The following is a 14,370-nucleotide window of genomic DNA, read 5'->3' on the forward strand; positions in this document are numbered from 1 at the left end:
CCTACGTCGTCGTCGCCCAGCCCGCGCGGGGGTCGGGCAGGGGCGTCAGCCGCGCTTCGAGCTGCGCTCGCCGGGGCTCGAACTGCGGCGGCAGGATGATCTTGCGGCCGAGCTCCTCGACGGATGAGTCGATGGTGAAGCCGGGTGCGTCGTCGGCGATCTCGAAGAGGACGCCGGAGGGCTCGCGGAAGTAAATGGACTTGAAGTACGTGCGGTCGATGATGCCGCTCGTCGGCAGGCCCGCTTCCTCGAAGCGCTGCTGCCAGCGCGGGTGCTCGGCGACGTTGGTGCCCCAGGCGACGTGGTGGACGCTGCCGCCGGACTGGCGGCCGCGCTCGGCCGGCGCCGGGTCGTAGGCGATCCAGCCCCCGCGCGCGTCGCCGCGCAGCGTCCAGACATCGTCGGCGGTCTTCTCGGCGCCGAGCACTTGTTCGAGCAGCGCACCACTGAGCGCCGGGTCGGTCGCGTAGGCGCGGACGCCGTCGAAGCCCTGCAACGCGTGGGCCGGCGGGATCTCCGGATGCTCGGCGGCCAGCGGCGCGTCGCCGGTGGCGTTGACCACCAACTCGTGATCGAGGCCCTCAGGGTCGGAGAAGCGGACCGAGCCGGCTGCCTCGTCGCGCGTAACGGGCACCTCGAGCAGGCCGAGCCGTTCAAACCAGAAGTCCAGCGCCGCGAGCGTTCCGACGCGCCAGACGATCCGGTGCACCATGCCGGCGCCCGGGCGCCCGGGGATTGCGTGCGGGTACTCGAAGAACGTCAGCTCCGAGCCGGGGTGACCCTGCTCGTCGGCGTAGAAGAGGTGGTAGACCGACGGGTCGTCCTGGTTGACGGTCTTGGCGACCAACCGCAGGCCGAGGACCCGCGTGTAGAAGTCGAGGTTGCGCTGGGCGTCGCCCGTGATCGCGCTGATGTGATGGATGCCTTGGAGCTGCATGGAGACCTCCGCGAGGCGTGGGTGGTGGCGAGAACTAGTTGCGCGCGCAACTATAGCGCAGCGCCGGGGTAGAACGAGCACCCCGTGAAGTAGTCCCCGGCCGGCGAGGCCAAGAACGCCACGAGCTCGGCGCGCTCGTCATCAGACGCACCCTCGCGTGGCCGCACCGCGGTGATCCGGACGCCGAAGCGCGCCCACTCGACCGACAGCGTCCGGGCGGCGTTCTCCAGCGCGGCGCCGACCGCGTTGGCATGCTCGCCGGCATCGGCGGCCGGGGCGAGGAAGACCACCTTGCCACCGCTCGGTGTGCCGCCCTCCTCGGTGACCCACGACGCGTTGACCACCGCGCGCACGACGTTCCAGCCATCGTCGACCGCGCGCCGCAGTCCGGCCATCCCGCCGCCGGCGGCGACGAACGCCGAGGCGGCATCAACCACCAGCACATCGATGCGGCCGAGCGCCCCGACGGCGACCGAGACGGCATCCTCATCGGCGAGGTCGCCATCCACCGTCACCACGCGCGCGCCGAGCGCGGCGGCGCGCTCTCGCTCCCCCGCACCGTCGCCGACGACGCAGAGCGTCAGGTCATCCAGAACTCCGGGGCGCAGCACGTCGAGCACGGAGCGGACCCTACATCTAGGGTCTGCGCGATGAAGCCCCCGTCACCGCGCCCCGTCGACCTCCCGCTGACCGGCGGCCGAACGGGCGGAGCGTCGACCGAGGGCGTGCGCGTCCACCCGCTGCGCACCGCGCAGATGAAGGCGATGCCGGCCTTCTACAAGCGCCCCGGCGGTCCGAAGCCGCTGGCGATGGCTAGGGGCTTCGGCCTCCACATTCCCCGCTCACGATGGGTTTGGCTGCCGATCCCGGCCTTCCTCGTCGAGCATCCGACGGCCGGGCCGTTCCTCATCGACACCGGTCTGCACGAGCAGGTCGCCACCGACATCGGCGCCGCATTGGGCCGCGCGGCGAAGGTCGCGTTCACCATCGAGATGGAGCCGTCGTGGGCCGTGCCCCACCAGCTGCGGGAACGCGGGTTCGACCCCGGCGCCATCGAGCTGATCGTCATGACGCACCTGCACTACGACCACGCCAGCGGGCTCAGCGCGTTCCCGGACGCGACCGTCGTCGTCGACGAGCGCGAGTGGGCGGGCGCGCATCGGCGCGGCGGAATGCTGGACGGCTTCCTGCCCCGCCTCTTCGCCACGCCCGGCCAGCAATGGCAGACGCTGTCGGGCAGCGCGGAGGAGGTCGACCTCTTCGGCGACGGCCTCGTCCGCCTCGTCTCCACGCCCGGCCACACCGCCGGCCACCGCTCGGTCATCCTGCGCCTGAGCGGCGACCGCGAGCTGCTGCTCACCGGCGACGCCGCCTACGCGCGCAAGACCATCGACAACAGCTTGCTTCCGCTGCTGACCTGGGATGACGATGCCTACAAGAAGTCGCTGGACTGGGTGTGTGACTGGGTTGCGGCCCATCCCGACGCGCCCGTGATCCCCGGCCACGACGCCGAGGCCTGGGCCGCGCTGGACGCCGTGTACGCCTAGCGTCGCGGCGAACATGTGATTCCCGCCCTAGTGCGCTCAGGAGCCGCGCGTCTCGCCCTGCATCGGGCTCGGCTTGATGGGCTGCGGCTGCGGGGGCTGATTCGGAGAGTTGGGCGCAGACGCGGTGATGTGCACAGTCTAGGACCACTCCGCCGCCCCCTCCGCTAAACTCCCATAGCGACATAATTAACATTTAGACCCCCGCGACCGCACTAACGGCCCGGGGGCATGACCCAAGGAGAAAGGACTCCTATGAGTGCCCACCAGGGTAGCTCTGCCTGCCGTATCACCGTCGATCCGTCGACCGCGGACGTGCTGCGCATCGAGGCCAAGAAGGTCTTCATGTTCAACCACGAGCCGCTCGAGGACTTCATCGACTACGTCCCCGCCAAGCAGTTGGCGCTGGCCGACATCTTCCGGGATGCGACCGCGGTCATCGACGCGCTCAGCTGGGACCCCGACACCGCCACGCATAGAGACACTGTCGTGGTGCCGTTGACCCCCGGCCACGTCCAACAGCTGCACCGCCGCCGCTACGACCTGCTCGACACCAACCTCGACCTGCTCGACAACATCGGCGCCGACAACGACGCCAACGCTCTCGTCATGTCCGAGATCTACAACAACCGCCACGGCGTCGAAGCGCTGAACCGCGTGTTCGACACCTACAGCGACACCATCAGCACATAGCCCGCCTGCACGCCTGTGGCGGGCCCAGGCCCGCCACGAAGGCGCGCATCCTTAAGACGCCTCGGCCTCGCGGATCGCCGCACGCCGTGGCGCCAGCATCGCCTCGGTCAGCACCAGCTCATCGAGCATCGCCGCGGCCGCCTTGACCATGACGTCGTTGGCCTCCATCGCGCCCTCGTCGTCGATGAACTGCGTGTGGAACGGGATGTTCACCGCCTCGAAGAGCGGGACCATCTTCAGCGTGGTGACGACCTGCTTGAGCATCTGGACCGCCCGCGTGCCCGCAGCGACGCCGCCGTAGCTGACGAAGCCGACGGGCTTGTGCTGCCACTCGAAGTGCAGGAAGTCGATCGCGTTCTTCAGCGGTGCGGTGAGGCCGTAGTTGTACTCCGGCGTCACGAAGACGAAGGCGTCAGCGCGGTCGACGCGCGCGCTCCATGCCTTGGTGTGCTCCTGCGTGTAGCGGCGCAGGCGCGGGTGGTTGGGCTCGTCCATGAACGGGAGCGCGACCTCGGCGAGGTCGACCAGCTCGACCTCAAACGCGCCATGGTCGATCGCGCGCTCGACGAACCAGTCGGCGATCGGCTCGCCGGCGCGACCGGGTCGGGTGCTGGCCAGGATGACGTGCAGCTTGGGCATGGCCTCGAACCTACCCCGGAGGCATCACGCTCAGCGGACACCAGACGCACCCGGGCCGACGGTCCGTGTCGAGCAAAGGGTCCATAGCACCCTTTGCTCGACACGGATCTCGCTCCACCCGACACCGGAACCTCCGGCCCCCTGTCAGGGTTAGGGGAGGCGATGCGTCGCACCCTTCTCCCCGTCCTGGCCCTGCTCCTCCTCGCCGCCGCGCCCGCCGCCCACGCGCGGGTGATGATCGTCGCGACCGGCACGGCGAGCGCCACGCTGCTCGACGTCCAGTCCGGCGCCTTGGTCGCCCGCGTGCCCGTGTCGGGCGCCAGCCGCGCCGTCGCCGTGGCGCCCGACGGCAGCCGCGGCTACGTCGCCGCCGGCGCCGGTGTCGCCGCGATCGACCTCAACGCCCGCGCCCGCGTCGGCGACATCCAGCTCACCGGCACGCCGACGGCGATCGCGATCAGCGCGAGCGGCCACCGACTGGTCGCCGTCCGCAAGGGCGCGCTGGACTCCATCGACCCGCTCGCGCTGACCGTCACGCGCTCGGTCAACCTCGGCGCCAAGGCGCGCAAGCCGGCCGCGGTGGCGATCTCGGCCGACGGCGCCAAGGCCGTCGTCGCGCTCGACGCCCAGCGGATCGCGATCGTCGACCTGCTCGGCGGCGGCGTCCGGCGCCTGCAGCTCGCGGGCGTGACCGGGATCGCCTTCGCGCCGACCGGTCGCAACGCGTACGCCGCGACCGCGACCAAGAAGGGCGCGACGCTGACCACCGTCGACACCGCGCACGGCCGCCTGGGCCGCGTGATGCGGACCGCACGCGGCCCGGGCGGCGGCGTCGCGGTCAGCGGCGACGGCCACCACGTGATCGTCGGGGCAGGCACCGGCTCGCGCGTGACGGCCGTCTTCGACCTCAAGCGCGGCCGGGTGACCACGCGCGTCGCCACCGGCACAGGCCCCGGCCGTCCCGCGGTCGCCCCCGACGGCGTCCGGCTCTACACCGCCGACGAGCGCGCCGGAACGATCTCGGTCCTCAGCGCGCTCTCCTTCCGGCGCCTGACCGTTCGCAAGCTGCCCGGCGGCGGCCATCCGCGCGGCCTGGCCGTCCAGCCCGGCGTCGGCCTGATCACCGGCACCGACGGCCCCGACAGGCTGACCGGCACGCGCCTCGGCGACCAGATCAACGCGCTGGGCGGCGACGACGTCGCCCTCGGCGGCCGCGGCGCCGACCTCCTCTACGGCGGCGCGGGCAACGACACGCTCGACAGCGGCGCCGACAACGACAAGCTCTACGGCGAGGACGGCGACGACCACCTGCTCGGCCAGGCCGGCAACGACACGCTCGACGGCGGCCCAGGCAATGACTATGCCAACGGCGGGACCGGCGACGACGAGCTCGACGGCTCCGATGGCGACGACAGCCTCGACGGTGGCGACGGCGACGACGTGCTCCGCGGCGGCCCCGGCAACGACCGGCTCATCGAGCTCGGCCTCGGCAACGACCTGCTGCTCGATGGCGGCGATGGCAACGACTACATCAACAGCAACCGCGGCGACGACATGATCGACGGGGGCGCCGGCGACGACACGCTGCTCGGCGGGTCCGGCAGCGAGCGGATCGACGCGGGTGACGGCAACGACACGGTCGACGGCGGCACCGGCGGCGACAGCATCTTCGGCCGGACGGCAACGACGCGATCCGCGGCGACGCCGGCCGCGACACGCTCTACGGCGCCGAGGGCGACGACCAGCTCGACGGCGGCTCGGGCGACGACCGGATGATCTCCGGCGGAGACGGCAACGACGAGCTGGTGGCCGGGCCGGGGGCCGACATCGTCAGCGGCGGGCGCGGCAACGATGACATCCGCGTCGCCGACGGTGACGCCGACAATGTCGACTGCGGCCCGGGGCGTGACACGGTCTACACCGAGCAGGACGCCCCGACGCGCGACACGTTGAAGTCGTGCGAGACCGTCAAGCTGGTGCCGGCCGAGGGCGCGACCGACGCGCCACCGGCCTCTAACAACATCTTCGGGACGGTCTACGACGACGTCCTCGTCGGCACCGAAGGCGCCGACTCGCTCTTCGGCAACGACGGCGCCGACGTGCTCTTCGGCGCCGGTGGCAACGACTACGTCGACGGCGAGAACGACGACGACGAGCTCCACGGCGGCCTCGGCGACGACGCCCTGCACGGCCGCGGCGGCAACGACACCATCTTGGGCAACGAGGGCAACGACTCGATCACCGGCGACCGCGGCAACGACACCATCAACGGCGGTCCGGGCAACGACACCATCTTCGGCAACCTCGACGACGACGTCATCGCCGGCGACGAGGGCGACGACCGCATCCAGGTCGTCGGCGGCGGCTTCGACCGCGTCTCGTGTGGAGACGGCAACGACATCGTCTTCGCCGACGCGACCGACGAGGTCGCGTCCGATTGCGAAGACATCCGCCGCTAACCGCCCCGCGACCAGGCCCATCGAGGGACGACGCACCACGCCCTCGGTGGTTCAGTCGTCCTCGACGCTCGCACGGCCCGTCGAGGGACGATTCATGGTCGCTGAGCGACCATTGTTCGTCCCTCGATGGCCCGGGTGGGTCAGCGGCGGGTGATGCGCGAGCGGGCGCTCGTCGTGCGCGTGTGGCCCGCGCGGTCGGTGGCCGTGACCGCGAAGCGCAGCGTGATGCGGCGGCCGCGGTGCAGCGCGGCGAGCAGGGAGCGGCGCGTGCGCGCCGAGACCTTGGCCTTCAACGAGACCGTGGCGCCCGCGGCGAGCGCCGTCTTGACCGTGGCTGTGCGCAGCAGCTTGACGGTGGCGGTGCCGGCGTTCTTGTTGGCCTTGGTGATCAGGAAGGTCCCGCGGGCGGTGATGTCGCAGATCTGCTCGCAGGAGACGCGAGCGCGGACCACGCCGGTCGTCCACGGGCGCTGGCGCGCAGCGGCGGTGAGCTTGACGGTCAGGTCGCCGGCGCCGCCGCCGGGCGCGCCAGGCGTGGCCGGCGTGCCACCGGGCCCACCGGCCGACGGCGGCAGCACGCAGTCGCCGCTCTGCGCCAGGCGGTAGACGGGGCCGTCGAGCGAGACGGCGTAGATGCGCCCACAGGCGTCCTCGCCGAAGGAGGCGAGCGTCGAGACATGCAAGCCGGTGTCAGTGTCGGCGGTTGCACCGCCCGGCCCCACCGTCACCGCGCGGATGTCGCCGAGATAGGTGTCGGCGTAGAGGTAGCGACCGAGCAGGTCGGGCAGCGCCGAATCGCGCACGACGTAGCCGCCCGCGATCGACGAGAACGAGTCCGGCGCCGCATGGGCCTTCTCCAGCACCGGCATCGTGATGCCGGGCGGCGCGCCCGCCGGCGCGGTGCTGCCTCGCGGATGCAGCCCCTCGTAGGTCTTCCATCCGTAGTCGGCGCCGACCCCGCGGCCGGGCGCCGGCGCGAAGTCGACCTCCTCCCACGTGTCCTGCCCGACGTCGCCGATGACGAGATCACCCGTCGCGCGGTCAAACGAGAAGCGCCACGGGTTGCGCAGGCCCTTGGCCCAGATCTCGGGCTGCGCGAAGCCGGGGTTGCCGGCTGGGATCGTGCAGCGGCCGTCGCAGCCAGGTCCTGCCGCGGGATCGATTCTCAGCAGCTTGCCAAGCCGCGCGTCATGGCCGGCCGCCGCGTCGTTCCACGTCGGGCTGGTCTGCTCGGCGTTGCCGAGCGAGTCGTTGGCGTCGCCGCCGTCGCCGGTCCCCAGCCACAGCATCCCGTCGGGTCCGAACTGCAGGTTGCCGCCGTTGTGATTGTCGAACTTGCGATGCGGGATCTGCAGGACCACGCGCTCGCTGCCCGGGTCGGCGTGGTCGGCGTCGGTGCGCTGGAAGGCGCTGATGGTCAGATCGGATCCCGGCGCGCCGCTGCCGCCCGGCGGCTGCGCGGTGTAGTACACGTAGAACGTGCCGCTCGTCGCGTAGTCGGGCGGGAAGGCCATCGACAACAGCCCCTGCTCGTTGCCCGAGGAGCGCACGCGACTCGTGATGTCCAGGAAGGTCGAGCTCACGCCGTTGCGGACCACCGCGATCTTGCCGGACTTCTGCACGACGAAGAGCCGCGACGCATCGCCGGGCGGGGCCGTGACGTACACCGGCTGGGCGAACGTGCCGACCTGCAGCAGCGAGACCGCGGCCCCCGCCGTCGACACCGCGCCCACCGCCAGAGCCACCCCGGTCAGCGCTACAACGACCGCCCATCGCCATCCTCGAACCCCGAGCTCCATGCGGCGGGTCCTACCCCCGCACGCCGCGCCTACGCTGCGGCGGACGTCTCGGCCGTTCATCGCACGACGCGCGCGGTCGCGGTGGCGCGGCGCCGCGCCCCGCCGTCGGCAGCACGGGCGGTGACCACGAAGCGCACGCCCGGCACTCGCCCGCGCACCAGCGCCCGCCGCAGCGTGGCGCGGATCGTCGCCGGCACGCGCAGCGCGACCGTCGCACGGCGCCCACCGCCCAGCGCCATCGTCCGCGTCGCCGTGCGCCCGACGACCGCGCCGCCGACCGTCAACGACGCCCGCACGCCGGCGGTGCACGCGATCGCGCACGTCAGCGTCGTCCGCACGCTGCCGATGGCCGCCGCACGCTGGCGTGCCGGCGGCGCCACCGTCACCCCGACCGCATCGCAGGCGCCCTCACCCTGGGAGAGGCGGTAGAGGACGCCGTCGAGCGTCGTCGCGTAGACGCGCCCGCAGCCGTCCTCCCCGAAGGAGGTCAGCCCGGGCGCGCGCAGGCCGGTCGAGCGGTCGTCAAACGCGGTGCCCGCGCCGAGCCGGACCGCCTGGATCAGGCCGCTGCTCAGGTTGGCGTACAAGTACCGCCCGGCCAGCGCCGGCAGGCCCGGGTCACGCACGACCACGCCGCCGATGATCGCGTTGTAGCCGTCGGGCTGGTCGTGGCCGCGCTCGAGCACGGGCGTGGTGCAGCAGCCGGCCGGCGGACCATCGGTGCCCGCGACCCGTGCGGTGCCCTCGAACGCCGGCCAGCCGTAGTCGGCGCCGCGGCCGCGGGCGGGCGCCGGCGCGAGGTCGAGCTCCTCGAAGACGGTGTTGCCGACGTCGGCAATGGCGAGGTCGCCGGTCAGGCGATCGAACGAGAACCGCCAGGGGTTGCGCAGGCCCAGCGCCCAGACCTCGCGCTGGGCGAAGCCGGGGTTGTCGGCCGGGATCGTGCAGGCGCCTCCGCAGCCATCTCCCGCCCCCGGATCAACACGCAGGATCTTGCCGAGCAGCGCATCGGCGCCGCGAGCGGCATCGTCGGTCGCGGGATCGGTCCGCTGAGCATTGTGGAACGGATCGTTGTCGCCACCGCCGTCGCCGGTGCCGATCCACAGCCGCCCATCAGGACCGAAGGCCAGCTGGCCGCCGTTCTCGAACTCGCCGAGGCGGTGGGGAATGCGCAGCAGGACGCGTTCGCTGGCCGGGTCGACGTGGTCGGCGTCGGCGCGGTGCAGCTCACTGATCACCAGGTCGCTGCCGTTGTCGTCGACCACCGCGCCTGCCGGCGGTCGCGCCGTGTAGAAGACGTACAACTTGCCGCTGGTGGCGTAGTCCGGCGCAAACGCGAGGCCGAGCAGCCCTTGCTCGGAGCCGTCGGCCTTCACGCGATCGGTGAGATCGGCGAACACCGTCTGGGTCGTCCCCCGGCGCTCCACGATCCTGCCCGCCTGCTCGACGACGAAGAGACGGCCGGCGTCGCCGGGCGCCGCGACGACGCCCACCGGGGCCGAGAACCGCGCGACCGGGACGAGCGCGACCGGCGACGGCGCGGCGGCGCGCGCGACAGCGGCCGGGCCAGAGATCGCGAGCGCGATCGCTGCCGTCGCCGCGATCCGCGCGATCACGCTGCGGCGGTGCGCTTCTTGCCGGCTTGCCGCGCCAGCCGACGCTCTTGGCGCACCTGCTTGACGGCCCCGCGGCGCCCGTGCGCCTCCAGGCCGTGGTAGAGCACCTTGATCGCGTCGAAGATCTGGTTGGCCGTCGCCTTGGCCTGGTCGCGCGTCGGCTCGGCGATCTTCTCGTAGCGGAACGGGTCGCCGTACTGGATCGTCACCTTCGGAAACTCGAGGCGCTTCCAGTTGCGCACCTTCGAGGAGCCGTGGATCGCGATCGGCACGACCGTCGCCCCGGTCTCCAGCGCCAGGCGGCCGATGCCGGGCTTGGCCTCCTCGGCGAGCTTGCCGGTGCGCGACCGGCCGCCCTCGCAGTACATCGCCATGCAACCGCCGCGGCCGAGGATCGTGTTGGCGGTCAGGAACGCGTCCTCATCGCGGGCGCCGCGACGGACCGGGAAGACGCCGCCGTGCGTGTAGACCCACTGCATCGGCGGCTTGAAGAGCTGCGACTTGGCCATGAACTGGACCTTGCGCCGGATCGAGGCCGCCACGAAGAAGTGGTCCATGAACGAGAAGTGATTGGGCGCCAGGATGACCGGCCCGGTCGGCGGCACCTTGTCGGTGCTGATCACCCGCGCGCGGAAGAAGGACCACGAGTACAGCAGCGTGAGGGAGCGCGTCGCCTCGTAGACCCAATCCGGCTCGCGGGTACGCGCGCGTTCATGAAAGCGATCGAAGTAGGTGGAAGGCCGCGGGTCGGTGTAGACCTGCTCCTTCATCTTGACCAGCTCGTCCTGCTCGCTCACGGTGACGAGATGCTACCCGCGAAGGCGACGGCGTAGGTGCCACCCGGGGTGCGCCGCATCGAGGCTGTCCCTCCTCGATGCGGCGCAATGCCCCCAGGTGTGCTCCGGGACGGTGGGTCAGGCCATACCACGGAACGGCGATCGGTCGGCACAACGGCGAGTCGTCGCAGGAGGAGACGTTGTGCGCTGTTGCGATGTCCCCCGGCCGATCACTTGCGACCATCATGGGCCACCCGGCGCCCGGCCTCTATCGCCACCCGGTCGGAACATCGGCCCGTGAGTTCCGCCCACCGGTCGAGTGCCCCTGCAACGTCCGGGCTCCTGCCTATGTTCCGCGCATGCCCGACATCGAAGCCCACATCACGGGCACCGTGTGGAAGATCGAGTGCAAGATCGGCGACAAGGTCGCTGAAGGCGACACGGTCGTGATCCTCGAGTCGATGAAGATGGAGATGCCCGTCGAGGCCGAGGACGAGGGCACGGTCAAGGAGATCCTCTGCGAGGAGGGCCAGGCCGTGAACGAGGGCGACACGCTCGTCGTCCTGCAATAGCGCGCAACCCAATAGCCTGCGCCCGTCAATGGCGGGCGAACTGCTGATCGATGCGCCGCTGGACGGGGTCCGGCGGCTGACCATCTCCAATCCGGCCAAGCGCAACGCGCTGGACCACGCGATCCTCGACGGGATCGCCGACGCCGTGCGGGCCGCCGATGCTGACGGCGTGCGCGCCCTGATCCTCACCGGCGCCGATGGGATGTTCTCCTCGGGCTATGACATCGGCGACATCCCGCCCGACGTCTTCGCCGCCGAGGCCGAGAAGCTCGTCGCCCATCCGTTCACGAGCGCGATCGACGCGCTGGACGCCACCGATGTCCCGACGATCGCCGCGCTGCCCGGCCACACGATCGGCGGCGGACTGGAGCTCGCGCTGGCCTGCGACCTGCGCGTCGCCCGCGACGGCATCCAGCTCGGGATGCCGCCGGCCAAGCTCGGCCTCGTCTACTCCCACACCGGCCTGCGCCGCTTCCTGCACGCGATCGGCGAGCCGCGCACGCGCCAGCTCTTCCTGCTGGGGCGCAACATCAGCGCGCGCGAGGCCCAGACCTGGGGGCTGGTCCACGAGCTGGCCGGCGCCGAGGATCTCGAGGCCTTCGCGCTGGACTGGGCCGCCCAGCTCGCCGCCAACGCGCCGCTGTCGGTCCGCGGCAACAAGCGCGTGCTGCGCGCGCTCCTGGCCGCCGAGGCGTCGCTGCATCCGGAGATCGAGGCCGAGCTGATCGCGCTGCGCAAGGCGTGCTTTGAGTCCGAGGACCTGGCCGAGGGCGTCCGCGCGTTCGGCGAGAAGCGACCGGCGCGCTGGCAGGGGCGATGAGCCCGGCCAAGCCTCCCGCCAAGGTGGTCGAGGCGCTGGAGGCGCGCGTGGATGCGCTCGAGCAGGCCGGTGAGTACGACGAGGCGATCGCGGTCCTCGGCGAGCTGGAGCAGGTCACCGGCGCCGACCAGCGCTGGCACGTCGCCTGGATGCACGTCCTGGCGGGCCGCCGCGCCGAGGCCGACGCGCTCTGGGCCGCCTTGGAGCAGGAGCACCCGGGCGACCCGACCGTGCCGTTTCTGGCCGGCAACGCGCACGCCGAAGCCGACGAGCCGGCCGCCGCCGCCGAGCGCTTCGCTCGCGCGCTGGAGCTGGCCCTGCACAGCGGCGCCGACGGCGAGACGCTGCGCCAGATCGTCGGCGCGCGCACCGAGGCGCTGGCCGACGCCGGTCTGGAGCCCGGGCCAGTCGACGAGGCTGCGCGCCTGGCGCTCGCCCGTGCCGCTGCGCAGGGCGCCGACACACCGGTCGCCACCCCGTTCTTCGCGCCCGAGGAGTTCGCGCTGGCGCTCGAGGCCTGGCCGGGCTTCGCCGACGACTGGCGCGAGGACGGCCACGCCGCCTACGCGTTGGAGCTCGACCGGCGGATGCGCGCCGTCGCGCCGAGCGCGCCGCGCCATCCGGTCGTCGTCCCGCTGACCGTGGCGCGCGTGCGGGCGCTGGCCGTCGAGGCCGAGATCGACGAGGACGCTGCGGAGGCACGAGCGCGCGCGGCCTACGAGGTCGCCCAGGAGGGCGGCGCGGTGGAGTGGCCGCCGGGCCGCAACGAGCCATGTTGGTGTGGATCTGACAAGAAGTACAAGAAGTGCTGCGGGGTGTGAGATGGACGTCGTCACCTGGAATGTCAACTCGCTGAGGGCGCGCCTGCCGCGCGTGCTGGAGTTCCTGGAGACCGAGTCTCCGGACGTGCTGTTGCTGCAGGAGACCAAGGTCGAGGCCGCCGACTTTCCCGTCGACGAGCTGCGCGCGGCGGGCTACGAGGCCGTCCACCACAGCGCCGGGCGCTGGGCGGGCGTCGCGATCCTGGCGCGCGAGGGCCTGGCGCTCGCCGACGACTCCGCGGGCCTTCCCGGCGAGGTCCAGGCCGACGAGGCCCGCTGGGTCGAGGCGACCGTCGGCGGGATCCGGATGTGCACGGCCTATGTGACCAACGGCCGTGAGGTGGGCAGCGCATGGTTTGACGAGAAGCTCGCGTTCTTTGACGCGATGGCCGCACGTGTGGCGCACCTGCGTGCCGACGGGACACCCGTGATCGTCGGCGGCGACCTCAACGTCACCCGCGATGACCGTGACGTCTACGACGTCGCGGCGTTCGAGGGCGAGACGCACGTGACGCCGCAGGAGCGCGAACGGCTGGAGACGATCATCACCGACGGCGGCTTGCTCGACGCCTACCGGCTGGTCCACCCCGACGACCAGCAGTTCACCTGGTGGGACTACCGCCAAGGCCACTTCCACCGCGGCCTCGGGCTGCGAATCGATTACCTGCTGGTCAGCGAGGCGCTGGCCGGCGGCGTGCGCGAGTGCGGCATCCTGCGCGACTTCCGCAAGGGGACCAAGCCGAGCGATCACGCGCCCTTGCGCGTGCGACTCGACCTGCCCTAGGAACGCCAACCGCGTGCAACCCGCGATATACGCGGGTTGCACGCGTTCGACGCTCAGCGATCGGCCGCTCGATGAATCGCGGCCCGGATGTCCTCCAGGCCGGTGCCCTTCTCCAGATACGTGTGCGCGCCGATCTCGATCGACGGCGCCGCCATCCGCGCCGCGCTCAGGCTCGACAGGCCGATGATCGACGTGCCCGGCGCCCGGCGGCGCATCTTGGGGATCGCCTGCAGGCCGCCCATGCGCGGCATCGACATGTCGAGCAGGACGACGTCGGGCTGCAGCTCGGCCGTGGCCTGGACCCCGGCCTCGCCGTCGGCCGCCTCGCCGACGATCTCGATCGACGGATCCTCGGCCAGCGAGGAGCGCATCAGCGCCCGAAAGCCTTCGGCGTCATCGCACAGCAGAACACGGATCGGAGGGGCGGCAGCCACGTACTCCACATCATCGGTTGGTGAGCAACATTTCGCCATCCCCACTTCTGATGATCGCGGCCGAAACCGGCCATCCATTCGGCTAGATCTCAGGGGCAGATCTCTCCCCCACGGCGCGCTCCAGCGCCGGGCGTCCCGTCCGAAGCCGTGCCTACTGTGCCGGGCATGCCTCCGCTCATCACCCGCGAAGAAGCCGTCCGTCTTGGCGAGCTCGAGGACCATGATCAGATCCTCGCGCTCGTGGAGCGCGCGTGGGAAGCACGGCAGGAGCAGTTCGGCGACAGCACCGACATGTGCTCCCTGGTCAACGCGAAGTCCGGCGGCTGCGCTGAGGACTGCGGCTTCTGCGCCCAGTCGCGCTTCGCCGAGGCCGAGACGCCGATGCACGCGATGATGGAGCCCGACCAGATCCTCGAGCACGCCAAGGCGGCCGAGGCGGCCGGCGCCCATCGCTTCTGCATGGTCACCCAGGGCCA

Annotated in this window: 15 protein-coding genes and 1 pseudogene; 9 read left to right on the top strand and 7 right to left on the bottom strand. The window is 71.7% G+C overall.

Features of this window, described 5'->3' with window-relative positions; all coding sequences use genetic code 11:
• Position 1 precedes the first annotated feature (1 nt).
• Both VGO10_RS09995 and VGO10_RS10000 read right to left on the bottom strand, forming a co-directional pair.
• Positions 2-937: a VOC family protein gene (locus VGO10_RS09995; RefSeq protein WP_327467768.1), complete on the bottom strand. Its 936-nt coding sequence runs from the start codon at positions 935-937 to the stop codon at positions 2-4.
• Between the two features lie 50 nt (positions 938-987).
• A complete protein-coding gene (locus VGO10_RS10000) occupies positions 988-1,557 on the bottom strand; it encodes a hypothetical protein (RefSeq protein ID WP_327467770.1) in 570 nt (189 codons plus the stop codon).
• A gap of 30 nt (positions 1,558-1,587) precedes the next feature.
• Here VGO10_RS10000 and VGO10_RS10005 point away from each other — a divergent pair, with 30 nt between their 5' ends.
• Together VGO10_RS10005 and VGO10_RS10010 are read left to right on the top strand one after the other, a co-directional pair.
• Positions 1,588-2,484, top strand: a complete 897-nt coding sequence (locus VGO10_RS10005; RefSeq protein WP_327467772.1) for an N-acyl homoserine lactonase family protein — start codon at positions 1,588-1,590, stop codon at positions 2,482-2,484.
• 252 nt (positions 2,485-2,736) lie between these two features.
• Positions 2,737-3,174 carry a hypothetical protein gene (locus tag VGO10_RS10010; protein ID WP_327467774.1) on the top strand — a complete coding sequence of 146 codons (438 nt, stop codon included), beginning with the start codon at positions 2,737-2,739 and terminating at the stop codon, positions 3,172-3,174.
• 51 nt (positions 3,175-3,225) lie between these two features.
• On the opposite strand, the gene VGO10_RS10015 is transcribed toward VGO10_RS10010, so the two are convergent.
• Positions 3,226-3,813, bottom strand: a complete 588-nt coding sequence (locus tag VGO10_RS10015) for an NAD(P)H-dependent oxidoreductase (RefSeq protein ID WP_327467776.1) — start codon at positions 3,811-3,813, stop codon at positions 3,226-3,228.
• A gap of 162 nt (positions 3,814-3,975) precedes the next feature.
• Between VGO10_RS10015 and VGO10_RS10020 the strand changes: the two genes are divergently transcribed.
• Together VGO10_RS10020 and VGO10_RS10025 are read left to right on the top strand one after the other, a co-directional pair.
• On the top strand, positions 3,976-5,589 hold the full coding sequence (locus tag VGO10_RS10020; protein WP_327467778.1) for a hypothetical protein: 1,614 nt from the start codon (positions 3,976-3,978) through the stop codon (positions 5,587-5,589).
• Positions 5,505-6,272, top strand: a complete 768-nt coding sequence (locus VGO10_RS10025) for a calcium-binding protein (RefSeq protein ID WP_414642224.1) — start codon at positions 5,505-5,507, stop codon at positions 6,270-6,272. The genes VGO10_RS10020 and VGO10_RS10025 overlap by 85 nt, the downstream gene beginning before the upstream one ends.
• 140 nt (positions 6,273-6,412) lie before the next feature.
• Here VGO10_RS10025 and VGO10_RS10030 read toward each other — a convergent pair whose 3' ends face one another.
• From VGO10_RS10030 to VGO10_RS10040, 3 genes are all read right to left on the bottom strand, one after another.
• Positions 6,413-8,017, bottom strand: a complete 1,605-nt coding sequence (locus tag VGO10_RS10030) for a PQQ-dependent sugar dehydrogenase (RefSeq protein WP_327467782.1) — start codon at positions 8,015-8,017, stop codon at positions 6,413-6,415.
• A gap of 110 nt (positions 8,018-8,127) precedes the next feature.
• The gene (locus tag VGO10_RS10035) at positions 8,128-9,687 is read right to left on the bottom strand and encodes a PQQ-dependent sugar dehydrogenase (RefSeq protein ID WP_327467784.1); all 1,560 of its coding nucleotides are present in this window, start codon (positions 9,685-9,687) and stop codon (positions 8,128-8,130) included.
• Positions 9,684-10,484, bottom strand: a complete 801-nt coding sequence (locus VGO10_RS10040; protein ID WP_327467786.1) for a lysophospholipid acyltransferase family protein — start codon at positions 10,482-10,484, stop codon at positions 9,684-9,686. The genes VGO10_RS10035 and VGO10_RS10040 overlap by 4 nt, the downstream gene beginning before the upstream one ends.
• 338 nt (positions 10,485-10,822) lie before the next feature.
• Between VGO10_RS10040 and VGO10_RS10045 the strand changes: the two genes are divergently transcribed.
• From VGO10_RS10045 to VGO10_RS10060, 4 genes are read left to right on the top strand one after another with little or no spacing between them, the layout of a single operon-like run.
• Positions 10,823-11,035: a biotin/lipoyl-binding carrier protein gene (locus tag VGO10_RS10045; protein ID WP_327467788.1), complete on the top strand. Its 213-nt coding sequence runs from the start codon at positions 10,823-10,825 to the stop codon at positions 11,033-11,035.
• Positions 11,036-11,063: 28 nt separating this feature from the next.
• Positions 11,064-11,855, top strand: a complete 792-nt coding sequence (locus VGO10_RS10050) for an enoyl-CoA hydratase/isomerase family protein (RefSeq protein ID WP_327467790.1) — start codon at positions 11,064-11,066, stop codon at positions 11,853-11,855.
• Positions 11,852-12,676 (top strand): SEC-C domain-containing protein, encoded by an 825-nt coding sequence (locus VGO10_RS10055; protein WP_327467792.1) that lies wholly within the window; start codon positions 11,852-11,854, stop codon positions 12,674-12,676. The genes VGO10_RS10050 and VGO10_RS10055 overlap by 4 nt, the downstream gene beginning before the upstream one ends.
• A 1-nt stretch (position 12,677) precedes the next feature.
• A complete protein-coding gene (locus VGO10_RS10060) occupies positions 12,678-13,460 on the top strand; it encodes an exodeoxyribonuclease III (protein ID WP_327467794.1) in 783 nt (260 codons plus the stop codon).
• Positions 13,461-13,513: 53 nt separating this feature from the next.
• Here the strand turns inward: VGO10_RS10060 and VGO10_RS10065 are convergent, their stop codons facing one another.
• Positions 13,514-13,894 (bottom strand): response regulator transcription factor, encoded by a 381-nt coding sequence (locus VGO10_RS10065; protein ID WP_327467796.1) that lies wholly within the window; start codon positions 13,892-13,894, stop codon positions 13,514-13,516.
• Between the two features lie 165 nt (positions 13,895-14,059).
• Between VGO10_RS10065 and VGO10_RS10070 the strand changes: the two are divergent.
• Positions 14,060-14,370: pseudogene (locus VGO10_RS10070) on the top strand (biotin synthase BioB); the annotation flags it as partial.

This window comes from Baekduia sp. (assembly GCF_035996765.1).
Classification (GTDB): Bacteria; Actinomycetota; Thermoleophilia; order Solirubrobacterales; family Solirubrobacteraceae; genus Baekduia.

Coding starts and splice junctions, on each gene's coding strand:
- VGO10_RS10015 (WP_327467776.1), bottom strand. CDS start 3,813: ATGCCCAAGCTGCACGTCATCCTGGCCAGCACCCGACCCGGTCGCGCC.
- VGO10_RS10050 (WP_327467790.1), top strand. CDS start 11,064: ATGGCGGGCGAACTGCTGATCGATGCGCCGCTGGACGGGGTCCGGCGG.
- VGO10_RS10045 (WP_327467788.1), top strand. CDS start 10,823: ATGCCCGACATCGAAGCCCACATCACGGGCACCGTGTGGAAGATCGAG.
- VGO10_RS10055 (WP_327467792.1), top strand. CDS start 11,852: ATGAGCCCGGCCAAGCCTCCCGCCAAGGTGGTCGAGGCGCTGGAGGCG.
- VGO10_RS10020 (WP_327467778.1), top strand. CDS start 3,976: ATGCGTCGCACCCTTCTCCCCGTCCTGGCCCTGCTCCTCCTCGCCGCC.
- VGO10_RS09995 (WP_327467768.1), bottom strand. CDS start 937: ATGCAGCTCCAAGGCATCCATCACATCAGCGCGATCACGGGCGACGCC.
- VGO10_RS10010 (WP_327467774.1), top strand. CDS start 2,737: ATGAGTGCCCACCAGGGTAGCTCTGCCTGCCGTATCACCGTCGATCCG.
- VGO10_RS10060 (WP_327467794.1), top strand. CDS start 12,678: ATGGACGTCGTCACCTGGAATGTCAACTCGCTGAGGGCGCGCCTGCCG.
- VGO10_RS10005 (WP_327467772.1), top strand. CDS start 1,588: ATGAAGCCCCCGTCACCGCGCCCCGTCGACCTCCCGCTGACCGGCGGC.